Origin of the sequence: Paenibacillus sp. PAMC 26794 (assembly GCF_000316035.1) — a bacterium.
In the GTDB taxonomy this organism is placed as follows: Bacteria; Bacillota; Bacilli; order Paenibacillales; family Paenibacillaceae; genus Paenibacillus.
Map to the genome: position 1 here is coordinate 18132 of NZ_ANHX01000058.1, position 22739 is coordinate 40870.

Annotated in this window: 19 protein-coding genes and 1 other annotated feature; of the genes, 7 read left to right on the forward strand and 12 right to left on the reverse strand. The window is 47.7% G+C overall.

Annotated features, from left to right (window positions below; all coding sequences use genetic code 11):
• Positions 1 to 35 precede the first annotated feature (35 nt).
• Genes D829_RS0120150 through D829_RS0120160 form a run of 3 tightly spaced genes read right to left on the reverse strand, consistent with a single transcriptional unit; the run spans position 36 to position 2668 of the window.
• Positions 36 to 821: an ABC-2 family transporter protein gene (locus tag D829_RS0120150; RefSeq protein ID WP_017690733.1), complete on the reverse strand. Its 786-nt coding sequence runs from the start codon at positions 819 to 821 to the stop codon at positions 36 to 38.
• 4 nt (positions 822 to 825) lie between these two features.
• Positions 826 to 1620: an ABC-2 family transporter protein gene (locus tag D829_RS0120155; RefSeq protein ID WP_026081300.1), complete on the reverse strand. Its 795-nt coding sequence runs from the start codon at positions 1618 to 1620 to the stop codon at positions 826 to 828.
• Position 1621: 1 nt separating this feature from the next.
• A complete protein-coding gene (locus tag D829_RS0120160; protein ID WP_017690735.1) occupies positions 1622 to 2668 on the reverse strand; it encodes an ABC transporter ATP-binding protein in 1047 nt (348 codons plus the stop codon).
• A 129-nt stretch (positions 2669 to 2797) separates the two neighbouring features.
• Here D829_RS0120160 and D829_RS31610 point away from each other — a divergent pair, with 129 nt between their 5' ends.
• Positions 2798 to 3841, forward strand: a complete 1044-nt coding sequence (locus tag D829_RS31610) for an LCP family protein (protein WP_017690736.1) — start codon at positions 2798 to 2800, stop codon at positions 3839 to 3841.
• Positions 3842 to 3972: 131 nt separating this feature from the next.
• Positions 3973 to 5292, forward strand: coding sequence for a glutamate-1-semialdehyde 2,1-aminomutase (locus D829_RS0120170; RefSeq protein ID WP_017690737.1), 1320 nt, complete (start codon positions 3973 to 3975; stop codon positions 5290 to 5292).
• Positions 5293 to 5502: 210 nt separating this feature from the next.
• Here the strand turns inward: D829_RS0120170 and D829_RS0120175 are convergent, their stop codons facing one another.
• On the reverse strand, positions 5503 to 6888 hold the full coding sequence (locus D829_RS0120175) for a PLP-dependent aminotransferase family protein (RefSeq protein WP_241230800.1): 1386 nt from the start codon (positions 6886 to 6888) through the stop codon (positions 5503 to 5505).
• Between the two features lie 165 nt (positions 6889 to 7053).
• Here D829_RS0120175 and D829_RS0120180 point away from each other — a divergent pair, with 165 nt between their 5' ends.
• The 5 genes from D829_RS0120180 (at position 7054) to D829_RS0120205 (ending at position 13243) form a co-directional block, all read left to right on the forward strand.
• Complete coding sequence (locus D829_RS0120180) at positions 7054 to 7989, forward strand: DMT family transporter (RefSeq protein WP_017690739.1); 936 nt, start codon at positions 7054 to 7056, stop codon at positions 7987 to 7989.
• Between the two features lie 27 nt (positions 7990 to 8016).
• Positions 8017 to 8330: a binding site (T-box leader), on the forward strand.
• 140 nt (positions 8331 to 8470) lie between these two features.
• Positions 8471 to 9463, forward strand: coding sequence for a tryptophan--tRNA ligase (gene trpS / locus D829_RS0120190; RefSeq protein WP_017690741.1), 993 nt, complete (start codon positions 8471 to 8473; stop codon positions 9461 to 9463).
• Positions 9464 to 9532: 69 nt separating this feature from the next.
• Positions 9533 to 10639, forward strand: coding sequence for an endospore germination permease (locus D829_RS0120195; RefSeq protein WP_017690742.1), 1107 nt, complete (start codon positions 9533 to 9535; stop codon positions 10637 to 10639).
• Positions 10620 to 12089: a spore germination protein gene (locus D829_RS0120200; RefSeq protein WP_017690743.1), complete on the forward strand. Its 1470-nt coding sequence runs from the start codon at positions 10620 to 10622 to the stop codon at positions 12087 to 12089. Before D829_RS0120195 ends, D829_RS0120200 begins: the two co-directional genes overlap by 20 nt.
• Positions 12086 to 13243, forward strand: a complete 1158-nt coding sequence (locus D829_RS0120205; RefSeq protein WP_017690744.1) for a Ger(x)C family spore germination protein — start codon at positions 12086 to 12088, stop codon at positions 13241 to 13243. The genes D829_RS0120200 and D829_RS0120205 overlap by 4 nt, the downstream gene beginning before the upstream one ends.
• Positions 13244 to 13320: 77 nt before the next feature.
• Here D829_RS0120205 and D829_RS0120210 read toward each other — a convergent pair whose 3' ends face one another.
• The 8 genes from D829_RS0120210 to D829_RS33775 all read right to left on the reverse strand — a co-directional run.
• The gene (locus D829_RS0120210) at positions 13321 to 13737 is read right to left on the reverse strand and encodes a sensory rhodopsin transducer (RefSeq protein ID WP_017690745.1); all 417 of its coding nucleotides are present in this window, start codon (positions 13735 to 13737) and stop codon (positions 13321 to 13323) included.
• A 394-nt stretch (positions 13738 to 14131) separates the two neighbouring features.
• Positions 14132 to 15340 (reverse strand): rhamnogalacturonan acetylesterase, encoded by a 1209-nt coding sequence (locus D829_RS0120215; RefSeq protein ID WP_051154032.1) that lies wholly within the window; start codon positions 15338 to 15340, stop codon positions 14132 to 14134.
• Positions 15341 to 15445: 105 nt separating this feature from the next.
• Positions 15446 to 16285 carry a carbohydrate ABC transporter permease gene (locus D829_RS0120220; protein ID WP_017690747.1) on the reverse strand — a complete coding sequence of 280 codons (840 nt, stop codon included), beginning with the start codon at positions 16283 to 16285 and terminating at the stop codon, positions 15446 to 15448.
• 2 nt (positions 16286 to 16287) lie between these two features.
• Positions 16288 to 17190, reverse strand: a complete 903-nt coding sequence (locus D829_RS0120225; RefSeq protein WP_017690748.1) for a sugar ABC transporter permease — start codon at positions 17188 to 17190, stop codon at positions 16288 to 16290.
• Positions 17191 to 17330: 140 nt separating this feature from the next.
• The gene (locus tag D829_RS0120230; protein ID WP_017690749.1) at positions 17331 to 18614 is read right to left on the reverse strand and encodes a sugar ABC transporter substrate-binding protein; all 1284 of its coding nucleotides are present in this window, start codon (positions 18612 to 18614) and stop codon (positions 17331 to 17333) included.
• Between the two features lie 221 nt (positions 18615 to 18835).
• A complete protein-coding gene (locus D829_RS0120235; protein WP_017690750.1) occupies positions 18836 to 20389 on the reverse strand; it encodes a response regulator in 1554 nt (517 codons plus the stop codon).
• Positions 20364 to 22151, reverse strand: coding sequence for a histidine kinase (locus D829_RS0120240; protein ID WP_017690751.1), 1788 nt, complete (start codon positions 22149 to 22151; stop codon positions 20364 to 20366). The genes D829_RS0120235 and D829_RS0120240 overlap by 26 nt, the downstream gene beginning before the upstream one ends.
• 236 nt (positions 22152 to 22387) lie before the next feature.
• The coding region (locus D829_RS33775) for a hypothetical protein (RefSeq protein WP_026081303.1) at positions 22388 to 22739 on the reverse strand (352 nt) is incomplete at its 5' end.

Sequence of the window (22739 nt, forward strand, 5' to 3'; positions counted from 1 at the left end):
CCCTAATCTCCCCTATGAATTGTTATAGGGCGTTATTATGAACCTGCTCCGCGATACCGCTTCACGCCAAAATTCCACAGAAGCAATCCCATAGAACCAAACACCAGTCCCATCACAGGTGTCAGGAGCGCCATGCGATGCATCTCGGACCTCTCCAGGAACAAGGCTGCCGGATAGATGCCCACGAAGGCAAACGGAATGACCCAGGTTAACAGCACCTGAATGGCACGGTTATAGATCGTTACCGGGTAGCGTCCATACCCTTGAATGTTATACATCAACGGCAGAATACCTGTTGGCGCGTCCGAATAAAAAGACAACGAAGTCAATGTGGTATAGATGCCGGCATAGATCATGACTGAGCTGAGAGCCAAAATAATCAATGCAGGGATATGCCACCATTCCAGCATCAAGCCCATCTCTGCTCCGCTGAAGATCATGATGATCAGGCCGATAAACGAGCCCACGAGTGCAGGCGGGTCCACATTTTCAAGCAAGATCTGGAACAGGTTATGTGCAGGGCGTGTCAGGATCCGATCCATCTCGCCTTTGACGATATACCGCTCGCTGAATCCCCACAGATTGATAAAACAACTGAAGATGCCATAGGGCACCATAAAATATCCATAAACAAAGAGTACTTCACTCTCACTCCAGCCGCCCAGGTTATCCGTATGACGGAAGACCACAAAGATAAAGATCAGGTTGGTTGCCTGGAACAGCAGATCCGATAGGATCTCCACCCAGAAATCAGCACGGTACGTGAGTCGTGTTTTCATGTAATTCTTCAAATATTCCCATATCAGACCCATATAGTACATTCTGTTATCCCCCTTGCACGAACAGACGCTTGCGCGCCTTACGCCAGATCAGTACCATCGGAAGCAGCAGTAAGGCAAACCAGAACACCTGAATACCGAGTACACTCCAGATGGCGGTACCTTCCACTCTTCCAGTGAACACGGAACCGGGCAGATACGTAATGGCCTGAAAAGGCAATACTTTCATCACCGCGGACATCCAGCCTGGATACAGGCTGATCGGGATAATTAGACCGGAGAACAAATCAACCACGACGCGTTTCATACGCATCATGCCTTCATTGTTTTCCACAAAGAATGCCGCCAGTCCCGTTATCACATTAATCTGGGAATTAATGAGGAAACTGAAGAACAGCATGACGAGAAAGCCAATCCACGCCGATGGCGCCGTAGGCAATTCAACCGGAAACAGCAGAATGGCAATGAGCATTCCCGGAATCATGAGCAGCAGGAAGCGGAAAATACCTTCGCCAAGACCCTGCATCATTTTGACCATAACGTAATTGATCGGTCTGATGAATTGAATCGCAATGGAGCCATCCCGTATATCTGCGGCAATCTCCCGGTCCAGGTTGTTAAAGTAAAAAGCACGTGCCATCCAGGATACAGCGATGTAAGTGGTCATCTGCGCTGCCGTGAAGCCGCCGAGTTCACCACTGCTACCGTAAATAGCTTGCCAGGTAAAGTAATACACGCCGATATTCAGCGTATATATCAAAATGCCGGAGTAATAATTCACCCGGTATGCCAGCATCGTTAGAAAACGGATGCGCATAAAATCAATAAATGCACTATTCATCTCAGGATACACCCACCGCTTCTTTCCCTGCTCCCACAATCTCGGGACGCTCGGCGGAACCGGATTGGTAAATACTGCGCACAATCTCATCCGTGTTGATCTCAATAATCTGAATATCGGTAATATCGGCTTTTCCAACGACACGTCCGAGTACATCCGAAACATTCAGTTCCAGCGGAATCCATACGGATGCGGACAATTCATTCTCAACCGTCCAACGTACAGGCAACGCAGCAGTCCATTCCTGCATCTGACTGATGTTGTGAGCTGAACCGAACTTGAAGCGGATCTCGCGCTCCTTACCCCACTGGGACTTGAGATGATCCAGACCTCCATCATAAATGATGTTGCCTGCATCAAGCATGATCACTCGGGAACACAGTGCCTCAATGTCCTGCAAATCGTGGGTTGTGAGCAGAATGGTCGTTCCATGCTCCTTGTTCATGTCTTTCAGGAAATCCCGAATTTCCGACTTCACCACAATATCCAAACCAATAGTTGGCTCGTCCAGGAAAACAATACTTGGATTATGCAACAAGGCTGCCACTAACTCGCAGCGCATACGCTGACCAAGACTGAGCTTCCGCACCGGACGGCTTAACAGGTCCTGGAGCTGCAATCGCTCAACCAGTTCATCCAGCCGTTTACGGAAATCGACCTCTCCGACACGATATACTTTGCGCAATAAATGGAAGGATTCGATAACGCCAATATCCCACCACAATTGACTGCGCTGACCAAAAACAACACCAATATTCTGTACAAACTTCTCACGTTCCTGATACGGAACATATCCACCAACCGATATTTGCCCAGAGGTAGGCACCAAAATGCCGGTCAACATCTTGATCGTTGTTGATTTACCGGCACCGTTCTCCCCAATATATCCGCATATTTCGCCCTGCGGAATCTGAAATGAAATATCATTTACAGCCAATACCTCTTGGTATTGACGTGCAAACAGGTCCTGGAACGCGCCCTTCAGCCCACCTCGGCTTTTCTGGACGCTAAACGACTTGCGCAAATCTTTGACATCAATCGCCAGCATGATTATACCTCACTTGGATTTTGTTGAAATTGCTTGTAGCCCAAAAAGAAATTATAATGGTATCAGTCGAAATTCAGCAATACCCGAACTCGTTTTATTATTTCATCTCAAATACAAAGGAGAGCTAGCATGACCAGAAAGACGAAGAGAACCATCTGGATTTCTCTTGCCGCCTTCGTGTTGATTATCGGCGGAGCAGCGGCATACTATTTCGGTTCTATTCTCAATCAGTTGGACGGTTTGGCAAAGGACGGCGACGATTCACCATTCGCAGGCATCGAAAATGTGGAGAAAGTAAATACGCCTGACCCACCCAAATGGGAAGGCACAGAAACGGTAAATATTCTCGTTATGGGTGTCGATGCACGTGGATTGAAAAAAGGTGAAGTTCCTCGCTCCGACAGCATGATGGTTGTATCGCTCGACCCGCTTACCAAAAAAATCAATCTGTTCTCCATTTTGCGCGACACTTACGTCAATATTAACGGATATGGCAAGGAGCGGATCAACACTGCCATCACCCATGGTCCTAATGCAGCGATGCAAGCTGCCGGCGACCTGCTCGGCATTCCTGTACAGTATTATGTGTATACGGATTTCCAGGGATTCATCAAATTGGTGGATGCCGTTGGCGGTGTTGATTTTGATGTGGAGAAAGACATGCACTATACAAGTAAAGCAGACAATAACGAATACGATATTGATCTCAAAAAAGGGTATCAGCATCTGGATGGTGAGACAGCGCTCATGTACGTTCGTTTCCGTCATGATGCCATGTCGGATTTCGCTCGTTCCGAGCGTCAGCGTGAATTGCTGAAAGCTGTAACAGCGAAAATGCAGTCAACGACAACCATTGCCAAACTGCCTGCCATTCTGGAACAGGTTAATCCTTACGTAGATACGAATCTGACACTCTCCGACATGTGGAAGCTGGGTGGACTCGGATACCAGAGCAGCATGAACGGCAGTGAGCAGATTCCGCCAATGAACCTGCTGAAAGAAGAACGTACAGCAGGCGGTGCGCAAGTATTGACGGTTACCAATGAAGAGAAATTGAAGCAGCATATTCAGGATATTATTCACCCGCCTGCTACAACGGATGATAGTACGACCAGCACCGAAGATAAAACAGCCAGTGGTGACGATCAGAAGTCAGAGCAACCGGCTCAGTAATCTAAACATGCAGAGGGCAGCCATTACGCTGCCCTCTCGTTGTGCCCGGCTATAATATTATGAGAAAATCATCATATCTTTCTGTGGTTTGTACCTCTATCATATTTTGAGTTACGAAAGGAAGTTATCTTATGAATACATCACGTTCCCGTTCTGAACTCCTATACGCAGAAGCACTTGAACATATTGTTGGGGGTGTTAACAGCCCTTCACGCTCGTTCAAAGCCGTTGGTGGCGGTGCACCTGTATTTATGAAAAAAGCCCAAGGGGCCCACTTCTGGGATGTCGATGACAACCGTTATATTGATTATCTGGCCGCTTACGGTCCGATTGTTACAGGACATGCCCACCCGCATATTACGCAGGCCATTACGGAAGCAGCAGCAAATGGTGTACTGTACGGTACCCCAACAGAGCTTGAGATCAAGCTCGCCAAAATGTTGAAGGAAGCCATTCCTTCAATGGATAAAGTTCGTTTTGTTAACTCCGGTACAGAGGCGGTCATGACCACGATTCGGGTCGCTCGTGCCTACACCAAACGCAACAAGATCGTAAAATTCGCCGGATGTTACCATGGTCACTCTGATCTGGTGCTTGTAGCTGCCGGTTCAGGTCCGTCCACGCTCGGTATTCCTGACAGTGCGGGAGTTCCAGCCAGTATTGCACAAGAAGTCATTACTGTGCCTTACAATGACCTGGAAGCCCTGAAAGATGCTTTGGAGCGCTGGGGTGATGATGTTGCTGCGGTCATGGTTGAACCAATCGTGGGTAATTTTGGTATGGTTATGCCGGAACCTGGCTTCCTGGAAGGTCTCTGTACCATGACACGCGCCAACGGCTCACTGGTTATCTATGACGAGGTCATTACAGCTTTCCGTTTCCATTACGGTTCTACTCAGACGTATGCCGGACTCGATAACCATGCGGAGATTGAACCCGATCTGACGGCTCTTGGTAAAATTATTGGTGGCGGCCTGCCAATCGGTGCTTACGGCGGACGCAAACACGTTATGGAGCAGGTTGCTCCACTCGGGCCGGCTTATCAGGCAGGAACGATGGCTGGTAACCCTGCATCCATCTCGGCTGGTATCGCATGTCTGGAGGTCCTGCAAGGCGAGGGTGTATACGAAGAGATGGAACGTCTTGCTATCGACCTGACGACAGGTCTGCAAGCTTCTGCTGACCGTCATGGAATTGCGCTGACGATCAACCGGATCCGCGGTGCGTTCTCCACCCATTTCTGTGACCATCCGGTTACGAATTATGATCATGCTCAAGACACGGATGGAGAGCTGTTCGCTTCCTTCTTCCGTCACATGCTGAACCGTGGCATTAACCTGGCTCCATCCAAATATGAGGCTTGGTTCCTGACCACGGCTCATACAGACGAGGATGTTCAGGCTACATTGGAAGCCGCAGAAGCTTCCTTCAAGGCGATGGCTCAGGAATAAATCGGATTATTTCCATCTACCATATAGCGTACAAGCTGTATTGCAGATGGATAACAACTCATGGAAAAGGCGTCCAACAAGTGATCAACTTGTGTGGACGCCTTTTGTTATATACAGGTAGTGGTGAGTGGCCACAAACGGCTAGATAGATGCTATGTCCAACAACTATATGCGTTTTATTGTTATGGCCTTGCTGTTATAGTCTTGTCTTTATCTCTGACTGATCTGCAGTTTCAAAATTTCCTCCCGGATCTTCTGTATCCCTTCCTCGATTCGCTGCTTCGGCACATTGGAGATGTTCAAGCGCAGCATCTGATCCTGATGCGCCTGATATGTTCCCTCCGGATAATACCGTTCTGTCGTATCAACGATGACTCCGCGCTTTTGAAGCCGGGACACCAGAACACGAAGCGGCATATCACCTGCCAAAGGCAATACCGTATGCTCCCCTCCTGTTCGAGGAGCCTCCATAAATGGAGCAAAATCTGGATACGTATCCAGCTGCTCATGCACCGTATGCATTCTGGCAGCATAGCGGTTACGAATCACTTTCCTGTGATGAGCAAACATTCCGCTGTGGACATAGATCTCCAGAGCAGCTTGAGACAGAACGGAAGTGTCGATATCGAGCATTTTTTTGTAAGCCCCAAAAGATTGAATTAGTGGTGAGGGCAGAACAGCTACACCAATGCGCAGACCTGGAAACAAAATTTTGGAGTAACTCTTCAGATAGATGACCCGGCCTTCGGTATCATAGGACCATAATGGGTCCTGTTTCGTATTGTCCTCCAGATCAGCCAGATAATCGTCCTCCACCAGATAGACATCGTACCGCTGTGCAAGCCGGATTAGTCTCTTCTTGTCAGCAACAGTCAACGATGTGCCAATTGGATTGTGAAAGCGCGGCATGACATAGAAAAACTTGATATCTTCCTCAGCGAACTGACGTTCAAGCGATGCCCAGTCCAGCCCATCCAGGGTACGTCTCACACCGGCAATCGGCACATTTAATCCACTCAGTAGCGAGGGCATATTATGATAGGTCGGTAGTTCCAACAGTACTTTTCTCTTTCCATTGGGAAAAGGCATCAATGCAAGTACAGCCAGTGCCTGTTGCACACCTGATGTGATAAAGAACTGCTCTGTTCTCGCAAATACCTGATAATCCGCAAACTGCTTCTGCAACAGCAGAATAAGCGAAGGTAAGCCCTGATCCGTGCCGTACATGAATAACTCTGCCTGCTTCTTCTCCATCGCTTGATCCACACAGTGACGAAAGTCTGCATAAGGGAAGACCCGCGGATCAGGAGCAGCCGAAGCGAAGTCTAACGCTCCCTGCCAGTCCATGTCCTGAGCACCTGTCCCATTCTGTACAGCATAATAACCGGATTGAGGTATGGCGTACACCAAATGACGTTCCTCCAGCAACTCATATGCACGAATTGCTGTGCTTACACTGCATTGATACTGTTCAGCTACAACTCGAACGGCTGGCAGTCGAATGCCCTTATCTGCCCACTGGTGACGATGCTGCTGCTGCATCTGTTCCTGAATCCATTGCTTTAATGCTTCGGCAATCACTTCGTATTTTCTCACTGCACCCATCCCTCTCCAACTGTACCGACACAGTTCAACCTTTTATCTATTGTAGCACGATGCACCTGGCAGTATATTGAATAAGGCCAGCACATGCCTCGAACCTGACATATTTCAGGATAATAAAAGATAAAGCGCTATGACTACTGTATTGGAGGAGCATTCATGAACACAACACACACTCGGGGATACGCTTATATCGCAGCTATACTATACGCGGCTATTATAGGTCTATCTTTTCTATTTGTTAAAATGACCGTCACTGTTGCACATCCCATTGATGTGCTTGCCCACCGATTCGCGCTGTCGCTGATCGTTGTCAGCATTCCTGTCATTTTTGGTTGGATCAAAATACGACTGAGCCTTCGTGATCTGTGGCGAATCATTCCACTTGGGCTGTTATCTCCCGTCTTATTTTTTGCCTTTCAAGCCTTTGGACTCGTCTCTTCCAACTCATCGGAAGCGGGTATTATTCAGGCTATGGCCCCTGTATTCACACTCGTTCTCGCTTCAGTTTTCCTGAAAGAACGTACATCCACGATGCAGAAGCTGTTCCTGCTTCTGTCTGTTGCTGGAGTTGTTTTTATTCTGATGATGCAAGGAAGTGTCATGTCTGCGGGCAATTTGAAGGGTATTGCGTTATTGCTGCTATCCACGGTCTGTTTTGCAGGGTATGGTGTGCTTGCGAGACCGCTAACGCAGAAGTATAAACCGATGGAATTAACATGGGTCACGTTGATGGTTGGCTGTATTGTGTTTAACGCCGCTTCCCTGATCCGACATGCGTCCAGCGGTTCCATGATGGACTACATCAAACCGCTTGGAGATACATCCTATCTGGGTGCGCTCGCTTATCTGGCGATCCTTTCCACCATGATCTCCACCCTGCTCGCGAGCTATGCCCTAACCCATCTGGAGGCTTCCCAAATGAGTGTATTCAGCAATCTGTCCACGCTCATCTCCATCGTAGGAGGTGCATGGATATTGCATGAACCAGTGGGCAGCTACCACTATATTGGTGCATTGTTGATTATCGCCGGTGTGCTTGGCACCAATATGAGCGGGCGCAAACACAGGCTGGTCAACGGGATCAAGGCGTGATATAATTCTGGAAATTGTAAACATGTGTTATCCACGATGATGAAGAGAAGTACGTATGTCAGGATGCTACAGAGAGCCGGCGGGTGGTGGGAGTCGGTGCATCGGATATGTGGAAATGGGCTTCAGAGTTCCGAGTTGAACAAAGTCTGTATCCGTTACCAGGAATACACACTTTCAGTAGGCGAGGCGGCATGTCCAGCCGTTATCCATGGACAGGATATCGATAGGCATGGAAGCTCATAAACGGGCTCCTGGTAGATGCCTCGTCCGTATCCCTCAAGTGGGCCGCAACAGAGCGGCCAATGAAGGTGGCACCGCGAGGCACAAGCTTCGTCCTTTATTCTGTTCCCAACCGGGGAATGGGATAAAAGACGAAGCTTTTTTGATTTTTTTGCAGGCTGAAAGGAGGTGATGGTCGTGGAAGACGGCTGGTGGCGACAGCTCAACGTTGAAAAATTACAAAACCAAAGGAGAATAAACCATGAACAAAAACAAGGATATTATTTTGACAGGAGATCGAACTACCGGACAGCTTCATCTCGGCCATTACGTAGGCAGCCTGCGCAGTCGGGTACAATTGCAGGAAGAGTATAAAACCTATATTTTACTGGCAGATGTTCAAGCACTCACCACCCACTATGATCAACCTGGCCTGATTGCAGATAGTGTTCATCAAGTCACGCTTGATTACCTCGCCGTAGGCATTGATCCGAACAAGGCTACCCTGTTCATTCAATCCATGATTCCGGAAATTGCTGAATTGACTGTGATCTTCTCGATGTTTGTCACCGTCAATACACTCCGGCATAATCCGACCATCAAGAGCGAAGCACGTGATCGTGGATATACGGACCTGTACTACGGATTTCTCGGATATCCGGTCAGTCAGGCTGCTGATATTGCATTCTGTAAAGCCACCCTTGTTCCGGCAGGAGAAGATCAGATTCCTCACATTGAGACAGCAAGAAAATTGGTTCGCCGGTTCAACGAGTTATACGCTCCTATCCTCCCCGAACCCCGCATTTTGACCGGAGAGCGGCTTGGAGGGCTGGATGGCGTTGGTAAGATGAGCAAAAGCATGGGCAATGCGATCTCATTAAATGCAAGTCCTGAGGATGTAAAAGCCAGATTGACCAAGGCCAAGACTGATCCCGCTCGCATCCATCGTTCTGATCCGGGACACCCGGATATCTGCCCTGTTTTTGCCTATCATCAGCTCTTCCGCAAGGAGAACGCAGACGAAATACATGCCAGTTGCAGTCAGGGCCGGATTGGATGTAAGGATTGTAAACAGATCGCAGGTGGAGCCATCAATGATCTGCTTGCTCCTTTTCGCGAACGACGGAATTATTATGAACAGCGTGATGATCAGGTGAAAGAGATTCTTATCGAGGGTACCCGTGAGGCCAGGAAAGCGGCCCGGGAAACGATGCTAGAGGTAAGAGAAGCCATGGGTATTCGTTATTTCGACTGACGGTATGAAGCGCTCCAATCACGTTAACACTGCTGAGGACAGTCTATTGGGAAAAGGAGACCCCTCAGCATGAAACGAACACAGCCTTCTTTTTTGCAAGCTATGATGTTGATCATGTTGTCCGTTGGCTTGATCAGCCATGTTCTGATTATTCCTGCCCTTTTGGCTGCGGCCAAAAGGGATTCTTGGATTTCCGTCCTGCTATCAGCCGGACCATTTCTGATATTTGCGCTAATGCTCGCTTATGTCTCTCGTTTCCTCCAGCATCAAACCCTGCATGAATGGTTAACATCCCGTCTCGGCAAGCCCATTGGCATGTTATTTCGAGTTGGGAACAGTCTCTTTTTTCTGAGCGCAATCTATTTCACCCTGCACGATACCACGACTTGGGCCAAAACAAATTACCTGACAGAAACGCCAATTCTGGTAACCAGTATTGCCCTCATGTCTCTCTGTGCCTATGGGGCATATAAAGGCATCCGCTCACTGGCATTTACCGCAGGATTGATCCTGCCACTGGTGGTACTGCTGGGCTTCTATGTTGCCATTGTGAACACTCAATACAAGGATTACAGCCGTCTCCTGCCTGTGTTAGAACATGGCTGGCATCCGGTGTTGAATGGCATGATTTACAGTCTTGCAGGCATGTTTGAACTGCTGTTCATCTGGTATATCCAGCCTCATCTCACCAAACGTATACGTGTATGGCAGTATCTGATGCTCGCACTCATTCTTGTGGGACTGACTGTCGGCCCACTCATCGGGGCGATTGTGGAATTTGATCCTTTTGAGGCTGCCAAAATGCGATATCCCGCCTTTGAAGAATGGCGAATTGCCTCCTTGGGCAAATACATCGCCCAAACTGACTTTTTTTCCATCTACCAGTGGCTCGCAGGCTCGTTCACTCGGATTAGTCTCGCCATGTATATTGTAGTAGAAATATGGAATATTAAGAGCTCTACCAGAAGGCTTATCAGTTGTATCTCGTTAGGTGTCTTCTTTATTCTAACCATGTTGTATCCTCTGGATGATATGACCTTCGAAAAGCTTCTGGTCGAATACATATTTCCGTTCAATCTCGTGTATCTGAGCGGACTTGCGATTATCGCAACGACGGTTGCCTTTATTCATTCACGCCATCAGAGGAGGAAACATCATGGAGCATCAAGCGATTGACACCACGTCCCATGAAACACTGCTTGCCTCTTTGAAAGAGCAATTTAATCCATGCGCAGATGTTGTTATTCAGACCTTTCCTGTTAAAGGCGAATCTGATCAGCCCGTAATTCTGCTTTATTGCGACGGTCTCGTCGACGGTAAACAAATTAACCAATTTATTATTCCCCGTCTGGAACAACACTCCCTGATCATTGAGGAATCACATCCCAAAGAATTGGGATTAACATTGAATCCGTTGGATGACCTCACAGATACTAACAAGCTTAATATGTTGATATTTAGTGGACAACTACTGATCATTTTCGGTAATGGTGTGCAGTCCTGCAGTGTGGATATTGCTGATATCCCGGGACGCAGTCCAGAAGAATCAGCCATTGAAACATCAGTTAAAGGCCCGCGCGATGGATTCACCGAAGAACTCACTACCAACGTGGCCCTTATTCGCAAACGAATGAAAACATCTTCGATGTGTTATGAGAAATATGTCAAAGGCGGTCGTACCCAGACAGCCATTGGACTTCTATATGTAAAAGATATTATCAATCCAGACATTCTGAAGGAAGCAAGACACAATCTGGATCAGATCGAGATTGACGGCATTCTGGGCACCTCAATCATGGAGCGAGCTGTCATGGGAGGGATTCGGAGTATCTTTCCACTTACAGATAATACCGCACGTCCTGATTTTGTCGTCGATTCCCTGTTAAATGGACGTTTTGCCGTTCTCATTGAAGGTTCTCCCGTGGCGGTCATCGCACCAACTACACTTTTTAATCAGTTGAAGTCTCCGGAAGACGAAAGCACACCTTTTTTCATCGTTACCTTCGAACGGATTTTGCGTATTTCCGGTCTGCTGATTGCCTGTTTCTTCCCAGCCTTCTATATCGGCCTGACCAGTTTCAATGTGGAACAGATTCCGTTACCTCTCTTGGCTACGATTGCCGGTACTCGGATGGGCCTGCCCATGCCGGTAACGCTGGAAGCGTTCCTGATGATTTTTATGTTCGAACTATTTAACGAAGCCGGTCGCAGGTTACCACGTGCGTTGGGGCAGACCGTCAGTGTGGTCGGCGGGCTTATCATTGGGGATGCGGCTATTCGTGCAGGGATTACGTCTCCCACCATCATAGTCACGGTAGCGATCTCAGTCATCTCCAGCTATATTCTAGTGAATACCGTGCTCAGCGGGGCTACTGCACACATTCGTATCGGGATGTTACTCATCTCTTCCATTCTTGGGTTATTCGGATTTATGATCGGACTGTTCGCTCTGTTGGTGCACCTGGTATCCTTGGAGTGTTATGGCGTATCCTATCTGTCACCCGTATCTCCCTATATTCCCGGAGACTTCACTCAGGCCGTATCCATGCCCCCTTCCATGAAAAGAACCCAGCGTCCAGAAGCACTGCACACCCAAGATTCCACTCGCCGGAGAAAACGGTCATGACCAGATGGACATCCATGAGTGGCCTACTTGTGGGGTGTTTAATCCTTCTAACGGGATGCTGGGATTCCAAAGAGGTGCAAAGTATTAACTTCATCACGGCTATTGGAATAGACTATGTGGACAACCAATATATTGTGTATGCCCAGTTAATTGACTTCTCCAGTATCGCAAAACAGGAAACGCCAACTTCCCGGGAAACAAGGGATATCTGGATTGGACGGGGCGAGGGTACAACACTCAGCATGGCTATTAATGATCTGTATGAAACCTCACAGCAGCAAACGCTCTTCACTCATGTTAAAGCTATTGTTTTATCGAAAAATGCTCTGGACGGGAAGCTGGAGGATATATTTAATACGTTGCTGCATTCGGGACAGCTGAGATATACACCCTGGATCTACGCGACGGAGCAGAATATCACGGAAGTGCTCTCTCCCTCTGCTTTGCTAAACCAATCTGCTCAAACGATCGAACTGTTTGAACCCATGAGGTTGTATAAACAGCATTCCGGTTATGAGCCCATTCGTCTTCATCAGCTTCTTGATGGTCTGCGAGAGCCTGCTTCCGTTGTTCTTTTACCCTCGGTTTCAACGAGGAATGAAACTTGGTCCAACGGCGATAAAACTCCACCCCTTGTTAGAATGGATGGATTTTATGTCATTTCCAAAGGCATAAGTCAGGGTAGAGTTGCGGGAGCAGACACAGATGGTACAAGATACGTAAATTATGAGCGCGTTCATCAATATCCATTGTACGTGAATGGGAATGGCGGGAAGACTCCTGATCTAACCCTGATGCTTCGTCATCCCAAGACTAGAATTAAGGCGAGGAAACAAGGAGACGGCGTCACATTCGATCTGGTTACCTCGGTCAAAAGTTCCATCACCGAAGACCATGGAGCCCCACGCACGCCTCATGCCATGGAACAAGAAGCTGAAAAACAGATTGAATCCCAAATTCGCGATACGTTTGAAAAAACCAAATCACGCAAGATCGATTCGTATGGTCTGGTGGAATATCTCTATCGCCACAATTTACCCTTATGGGAACAGGAAGTCGCCCAACGGGCTGATCCCCTTGAGCGTTTCAAACTTGGCAAGGTTGAGGTCCATGTGGATATCCTGAATGCGAGCACATATAAATACAGTAAATAAAAGAAGACCTTTGACCTGCATTAAATGAAAGGTTACCGGTCTTCTTTTTGGGTTGAATTTCATGCCCAGTCGCAATGTTATCCCATTGGATACGCCATGACACTCATCAAAGCCAATTCAGGCTGGGTCGTGTCCAAACGACTGTACTGGACGATAACGGGGATGTTGCTCGAAACCGTAATCGCATAAGGCACGCCCGGCGGAATAGACTGCTCCCCGGATCGTAGCGATGCAGTGCGAATATGCTTCGTCCTTCTCGCTGGCACTTCAGCGACCATACCTTCGAGTGGTTCTCTGTCTTCAAAGTAAATCGTGATGTGCAGCTCCGCATCCGTGGCACTGGTGTTCAGTACACAGATGCTCTCATGACTCTCCAATGTGCCCTGGCTCTCCGGGGGAATGTAACCATCCGGAATGACCCAGTAGGTGTGACCTGTGGCTGTCGGATCGTTCTTATGGGCTGATGTGCCTTGTTTGGTCGGGTCCAATGTCATTGAGTATATCCTCCAATAATTAGATTAAAAGCATGGGGAGGCTCGCGGGGCAGTCGCTTCGGCGGACGGATCGGGCTACAGGCCGCTGTTGGCTCGGGATTTCTTCGGCTCATTCGCGGGGGCAACGCTTAAAACCCGTGGACTCGCTGGGCAGCCGCTTTGGCGGGCGGATCGGGCCGTGGGCCGCTGTTGGCTCGGGATTTCTATTCAATTCCCCCTCAGCAGGGGAAATCCCGCTCCAAAGGCGGACGCTTCGCTCCCTCTACCCGATTCCGCCCTTCTTCGCTGCTACGCTCGCCGGACCGATTTAAAAGATTATTGCCTTCGCTCTTCGCTGGGCAACTTTTGCTGGCTCGTTATTTAATTAACTCGCTTAATTATTAAGGGCATGAACCTATCGCAGATACATCTGCAACGGTTGCAATTGCAACTCACGGATGGCTTCTGCCACCTGCTCGGCAAGGCGGCGGGCACCGCGTTCCTGAAAATGCGTGTTATCCTCCACGCCTGAGGGGAAGTTCACATACTCGCCTGGCAGCACCCACATAAAGTCGTCCTTGCTGCCTTCCACGCCTGCCTGCTCAAACAGAAGACGGCTGCGCTCTGCCAGATCGATCAACGGGACATCTTCCTCTTCCGCCAGCTCACGCACGGCGATGATATAATCGCCATGGGTATCGGTCAATGTGCCATCGTCCGCAAAATAGCGACGATGCACCGGGGTCACGAGCACCGGACGAGCCTTGGCTTCACGGGCAGCATCGATATACTTTTTCAAATATTCCTTATATGTTGTGAAGGGGTCGGTCCCACGTTCAGGGTCCGGCTTCTCATCGTTATGTCCAAATTGAATAAACAGAAAATCTTCAGGCTTGATTCGCTCCAGAATGGCGCTTAATCTGCCTTCATTAATAAAACTGCGGGAACTTCGGCCTGACTGGGCGTGATTATCTACTGCCACATCATGTTTGAACTGTGCAGGCAACAGCTGGCCCCAACCGCAATACGGATATCCACTTTCCGGCTGATCTGTTACGGTTGAATCCCCGGCAAGAAATACGGTCATGGTCTGATTCGCAAGGGTAATCTCTAACGCATTAATTCTCGGTGCAGGACCGGAAAATGACAGACGAAGTCTGCCGCCGCGAACAACAACCGAGAATCTAACCTCTGCGCATTGTCCGGGAAGTGTGCGAATGGTTGGCAGTACAAGCCTGCCTTCACCAGCTTTCACGCGGGTCACTGTCTCAGCCAATTCATCCCCTGCAACAAGTAATACTTGGTAGGTTCCGTCGGGAACATCCACGATAAACGATGCTTTGAGAGGAATACAGAAGCCTGAACGCAATCGGGCAGACATGGTTGTCTGCCCCGGATTGTTATGATGTTGTTTCGTGGGATCCGACACATCCTCGTCACTAATGCGTTGTTTCTCATACACCAGAGATCCTGCCTCGAATCCGTATCCTCCGCGTTCCTCATATGCGGTTGTTGCAGTTACTTTCAGATAATCCCCTGTCTCATCTGCCCTTCCCGAGTCTGGTCCAAAGTTAAACTTCCAGCTAGTCACGGACACTGCCTGGCCTTGTGCCGCTGCCTCCATGGCAACGGCCTGACTACCCTGAGCTTTATTCAAAAGCGATAACCTCCTTGGTTAACTTTCGTAAACGTTCATTCGGGCGAAGATACGAAGATACAGTAATCTGGCTTATCCTTTTAATCCGCTGGTGCTCATCCCTTGAACAATTTGTTTCTGGAATATGAAGAACACAGCTACAACCGGAACCAGACTGACGATGGACATGGCGAACATTGCACCCCAGTTGGAGGCAGATTCGCTATCGAGGAACATTTTCAGCGCCATCGACACGGTGTATTTATCAGGCGAGTTCAAGTACAATACCGGACCGAGCAGATCCTCCCATCTCCAGTAGAAGGAGAAGATGGCTGCAGTCGCCAGAGAAGACTTGATCAGTGGCATAATAATCTGAATATACAATCTGAACTTGTTACATCCATCGATGGTTGCAGCCTCATCCAGCTCCTTCGGAATCGTTCGAATGAACTGTACCATCAGGAAAATGAAGAATGGCATTCCGAAGAATGTAGGGACAACGATTGGCAGAATGGTATTCAACCAGCCCAGCTTCGTGAAGATAATGTATTGAGGAACCAATACCACGTCATGTGGCAACATCAGCGTTAACATCATCAAGGAGAACCAGAACGTGCGTCCCTTGAAGTTAAGTCTGGCAAAACCAAAAGCGATCAGCGATGACGATATTACGGCACCGATAGTGGAAATAACCACGATTACAAGTGAGTTGGTGATGTAATCCATAAACGGTCTTCCAGCGGTTCCTTTCCAACCATCCACATAGTTGCTCCAGATCCACTCCGCAGGAAACAGGGTATCCGCTGTGACGAATATCGTACGACTTTCCTTGAATGAACTGAATAGCATCCATAGAACGGGATAGAGCATCAGGAGGGCAAGAGCTGCAACGAACAGGTGATAAATGGGCCATTTCACATTTCTCCAAACCATCGTTACTTCCCTCCTTCAGATTCGTAGAACACCCAGTACTTGGATGTCAGGAACACGGCTACCGTGAGTATACCGATCATGATGAGCATGATCCAGGCCATTGCCGAAGCATAACCCATGTTGTTAAACATAAACGCCTGACGGAACAGATACAGGGAGTACAGCATCGTACCGTCCATTGGACCACCTTCGCCTTTGGAGATAATATAGGCAGGTACAAACGTCATGAATGCACCAATCGTCTGCATAATCATATTGAACAGGACGATCGGGCTAAGTAGTGGCAAGGTGATGCTGAAAAATTTCCGTATAGGGTTCGCGCCATCCACACCTGCTGCCTCGTACATCTCAGTAGGGATATTTTTGAGACCAGCCAGGAAGATCAGCATGGACGAACCAAACTGCCACACAGACAGTGAGATGAGCATAACCAAGGATGCATTCGGGTCACCAAACCAGCTTATAGGCCCGATCCCGATTGCCGTTAGAGCACTGTTGATAACACCCTCATTACTGAAGAGGTTACGCCACATAATGGATACGGCCACACTACCACCGATAATGGATGGCAGGTAATACAGCGTCCGGTACGTTCCAATCATACGAGAGCCAGTGTTCAGGACCATCGCTACGAAGAGGGCAAAGACCAACCTTAACGGTACCCCAATGAATACATACAGAAACGTCACTTTGACCGAGTTCCAATATTTCGGATCATCAAAAAACATTTTGGTGTAGTTATCAAGCCCAATCCACCGCGGAGAAGTGAATAAGTTATAACTCGTGAAAGACATATATAAGGACACAAACATGGGGATGAGTGTGAAGCCCAGGAATCCAATAATAAACGGGCTTATGAACGCATATCCAGTTAAGTTTCTACGTAACGACGAATACTGCCTCAATGGAACGAACCTCCTTCATGGATCAGCTTGCTCCCTCATCCTGGCTTCGGGTTATCTGGACGGGGAAAGGCCCTCGCATTCGCGAGTAGCCCCTTTCCCGACCATCCCTGTAGTGGGACGAGCAAGCTATCATTCAACTGTTATTTATTGTTCGCTAGTACAGATTCGGCGTTCTTGCGGAATGTTTCTGCTGCCTGTTCAGGTGTAATTTTTCCAAAGTTCAACTCTTCAACCACATCTGACAGGGCAGAGATTACTTCAGGCGAACCAACCGGTGGCGGAGAACTCATTGGTGAAGCTTTTGGCTCCATTGCTGCTACGAATTCAAAAACCTGTTTCGTTGCGTCACTCAGCTCAGGTGCGATAGCTTCTTTGATTGCTCCTGAGATCGGCACACCACGCTCACCTTTGATCAGTTTGTTGGCTTCCACGTCATTCACCCAGAAATCAATGAATTTAGCCGCTTCTTCCTTCACTTTGGAGTTGGAAGTTACACCCCAGTACATACTTGGTTGCATATATAGTCCTTTTTCCATATCCGGTCCTGGCATTGGAGCGATCTCGAGTGGACGGTTCGCTACCTGTTGCAAGGCTACGAACTGGTTGGACCATTGCCATACGCCAATTCCTTTTTCCTTCACGAGATCTGACTCCTCAATAATGCCCTTGGTTTGGTTGGCTACATCCGGTGTAGGTGCTGCGCCCTGCTCGATCATGCGGCGCATAAGCCCGAAGAACTCAACAAACAATTGGTCATCATCATATCCAAGACCTGTACCTTCCGCATTGTAAAGCGACAGTCCTTTGGTACGCAGGAAGTAGTGGAAGAAAATATCCGGAGCTACTCCTCCATCCAAATACAGACCTTTATCTGCGGCTTGTTTACCCAGTGCTTCGTACGATTCCCAAATCATATTGTCAGGGATTGCATCTACGCCTGCCTTTTTAAGCAACGCCGGATCATATTGGAAGCCCAGAACGTTAACACCGGCAGGTACACCGTATTGTTTACCGTTAATTACACCTGTGCTAATAACATTCTCGGACACATCGTCCACTTTGATCTGGTTGCCCAGATAAGGTGCTAGATCCTCAAGCTGACCATTCTGTGCATATTGGCTGATGTAGGAAATATCCATCTGAACGATGTCAGGCAACTGATTTGCAGCTGCTTGTGGCGCGAGCTTTTTCCAGTAGTCATCAAATGAAGCATATTCCACATCGATTTTGACATTCGGGTTTTTCGATTTGTACAGGTCGATGACCTTCTGTGTATATTCATGCCGTGCATCCGAACCCCACCAAGCGATCCGCAGGGTAACCGAGTCATCTCCAGATGCTCCTTCAGTTCCTCCACCTGAGCTACATGCCGCTGTAAAAACGAGCAATGCAGCCATCATCAGGAATATTGCCTTTTTCACCATGCCAATCTCCCCTTTTATGTTGATATGGTTGTGTGAACGAGTTATCCTTTTATTTCTGATAACGCTTTCACAAACTTGTTAATGTCATTTTCGCAAATGTACGACCAGAGTTGAATACACAAAACCGTCTTGTTGGTTCAAAAAACAGAGGAGGACAACAGTCACCCTCTCGGCGCTGTTCGTCCTCCCCAGACATGAAACACATGATTGGTAGTCCATTGTTATATGCCGATCCTGCGGAATTCCGTAGGTGTCATACCGGTCCACCTTTTGAACACCTGACTGAAATATTGCGAGTTGCCCCCGAATCCGAACAATTCAGCAAGCTCGAATACTTTCACATCCCCGCCTCTGCGAATATGGTCACATGCACGTTCAATGCGCAGGCGATTCACGTAGTTGGAGAAATTCTCGCCTGTGACTTTTTTGAAAATCTTGCCTAGGTAATCCGGATTCATATACAACATCTGATGGGCGACTCCGTTGAGAGAGAGATCCGCCTCTCCATAATGACGATCCACGATATCCATCATCTTCTCCACGGCAGAAGACTGGCGACTGATATGATTTTTGTAATAACCGGAAGTTAATCGGGCTGCACTGCTTGCAACAAAAGACTTCAAACCAGATAACGTATCGATATGCGGCAGTTCTGCCATACGCTGGGTGAATTCCGTTGCCTCCTCAGGTGGACAGACATGAACCATCGCCGAGTATAGCTGCACTACGTAAGAGCGAGTCACTTCAATTTCCAGCTGCTGACGCGATAATAGATCAAACAGACGCTCCACCTCTACCGCTGTTTCTTCGGTATTTCCCGATTTGATCAACTGACACAGTTGCTCAGCATCCTGTTCTACATGCAATCCGTCGCATTCTCCGGCCAGTACCAGATCATTCTTCGTAATCAGCTTGCCTTCACCGATAAAGAAGCGATGGTTCAGATACTGCAATGCCTCACGAAACAACCGCCGGGACTGAATCATTCGATCTGCTTCACTCAGCGCAGCGGTCACTTCCAATTTATATAGTCTGGTGAATGCAGCCCGAACCTCTTCAATACTTTCTTTAAGTCCGGCCGGATCAACTGAATCCGCGAGCAGGATGAGGAGTTTGCCTTCAATGGTTGTGCTTAACAGGACATGTGGGAGCAGATCGCTGGCGATATTTTTGATGGCAAATAAGTGACTGTAATCATGTTCATCTACAATTCGGAACAGCAGTAACCGAACTGCGTTCTCTTCAAGCTCCAGATCAAACAGCTCCTGATAATACTCCAGATCAACCGGCCCATAGGTGCGGTTGGTCATGAACTCCAGCAGAAATTGCTCCTTCACATGTGGAAGAACACGCTGCAATCGCTGTTTCATCTCACCGGCAACATGCTCCTTCACCTGGGCATCCTGATGTTCCTGTAACAGTTCAGTTAACGCATCATGGATCTGATTCTCATTGCAGGGTTTGAGCAAATAATGCTTCACACCGTATTGCATCGCTCTGCGGGCATATTCGAACTCCTTGTAGCCGGATAACATAATGAAACGTACTCCCGGGTATGCTTCGGATGCCTTCTCTATGAGTCCGAGACCATCCAGACCCGGCATGGAAATATCCGTAATAATAATATCGGGTCTCGACTGCCCAATTTTATCCAATGCTTCGATCCCGTTCCTCGCCGTATCCACCAATTCCGTACCTGCCGCGGCCCAATCGACCACTTGGGAAATCCCCTCCAGAATGACACGTTCATCATCTACAAGCATCACTTTGTACATCGTCATCGTCCTCTCTGATCCAAGGTATGCTGATCGATACTACAGTTCCTGATCCGGGCTTGCTGCTCATCACCATTCCACCTTCATCGCCGAAGGTCAGTCTGATTCGTTCCTGGATGTTAGATAACCCAATGCCCTGTCCTCTTGTCTGAATACGTCCTTCGTGTAGTTGTTCCAGGAATTCCGGTGTCATCCCCGGACCGTCGTCCTCGACTTCAATAATCACCTTATCTCCATCTGCTCTCGCCCGGATTCGAATCCGACAGGGGTCAATGCTTGGTTCGAGTGCATAATGTATGGCGTTCTCCACCAACGGCTGTAATGTTAACTTCGGTATCCGTGCCGTTCCTACCTCCGGGGCAATTTCCATGTCGAAATCCAGTCTTTCCTCAAAACGCGTGCGCTGAATTGTGACGTAACTGCGGACAATGTCCAGCTCTCTTTCCAGCGTGATCCACTTCTCGGACATATTCACAGAGCTGCGCAGCAGGAATCCAAGCGCCTCAACCATTTCCGAGATCTGACGTTGTTTCTGTACTTTAGCCATCCAGTTAATGGATTCAAGCGTGTTGTATAGGAAATGAGGATTAATCTGTGCTTGAAGCGCTTTCAGCTCAGTCTCACGAATCACCAGTTGCTTCGCATAATTCTCATCAATTAATTCACGAATCCGCTGAAGCATCATCTTGAATGTCCGATGCAGCAGCCCAACCTCATTCTGTGGAGATATCGGAACATTGCCAAGGGCTGCCTCCTCCAGCTTATCCAGATCACCTTTTTCGATATTACGCATCTTTTTGATCAGCTGCGCAATCGGATGGGTAATACTGCGGGAGAACTTTGCTCCAATTATGAGTGCCGCCAGAAAAATCATGATAAAAATAACCGTGACTAACTGTTTAACAAACTGAATTTTTTTAAACATCTGGTCAAAAGGTGTGGTGTACAGGTACGTCCAGTCTGTGTAGGAAGAATTGGCACGAGCTACAAAGTGTCTGCCCTGCTCAAACATGGCAATTCCATAGGGTTGGGTACGCTTCAGTTCCGATTCAATCTCAGCTTCACTTACCGAAGATTCGGTTGGATAGATTACTTCTTTTCCATCCGAAATCAATAACTGTGAGTCCTCTGCGGGTTCCTGCATCTGATCCTGTACGATTCGGTCCAGACGCACTCGGATAATTAGAGTTCCGAGCTTATCCAGTGTAAATGCGCCCCCAGTAAAAGATTTCACCTGTCGTACAGATAAAAGCCTGGCTTGTTTATCCCCGCTGGTGTGCCAGACATTGGAGCCTGTATATTGATCTCCCAGCGATACCAGTTCCCTTTGCTTCGACTCCGAAATCCCTTCCCGGTTCCCTGCAGCCATGACGTTATTATCATTATCGATAAATAGCATGGAATAGACGTATTTCTCAGAACCCGCATAAGCAACCAATCGGTTGGTAATTTTCTTGCGCAGACCATTTCTCTCATATCCCGTCTCGGCCTTTTCAAGTTGAAGCAAATATTGTTGAAGCGGCTCGTCTGACATCACCTTGAAGGAGAGATTGGAAACTTCACGTAGTTGATTCTCAATGCCTACTGAAGACATATTGAGGACCTGCGAGGATTTCTCATAGATCTGACGGTCATAGATACTGAACACATATCGGAGTACGGATGCATAAAACGTAAAGCTGATTAACATCAACAATCCGATGAGGAGAATCGTTTTGTGATGAATCGGTAGCGTTGTGAAAGCGTTCTTAATTTTGTTCATCCTAAGCGCTCCTTTGGCTTGCGAAGGGTGCTGTCATGCTATAGGTTAGTGGTTTTATTGTAAGTTATTTTCATATTCACACATCCATTGGTCATCTGACAAGATATATTTATGCAACAATATAGAGATGAGTTTTGCACAATGCTCAATTCCAATTAAATAAGAAAGTTAGGGAAAAATGAAAGCCATTTCTATACTACACAAACTCTTAACAATGAAAATGTATTATATTGTATTTAAATGACTTTTTTTGTCTTTAGTGTAGACATTTGTTTTTTTATTGTACTATAAATAGGATAGCACTGAAATAAAGGGATTATAATCCATATTTTTAATAAAATGGAGGGTACAATCTTGAAATTCAAAAAAACAATTACTTCTACTTTAGCCGCAGCAATGCTTGTAGGCGCCTTATCTGGGCCGGCTACTATTTTTGCAAGTCCCGCTCCTACGAAAACAGTTGTATCTGTTAGTTCAACAATCGTTCCCAACAATTTAACTACAAGATCTTTCCCTACTGTTTCATCTAATACAGTTACTATAACTCCAACTGCTGTAGGAGCACAAAATCTTATTTCAAATGTTATT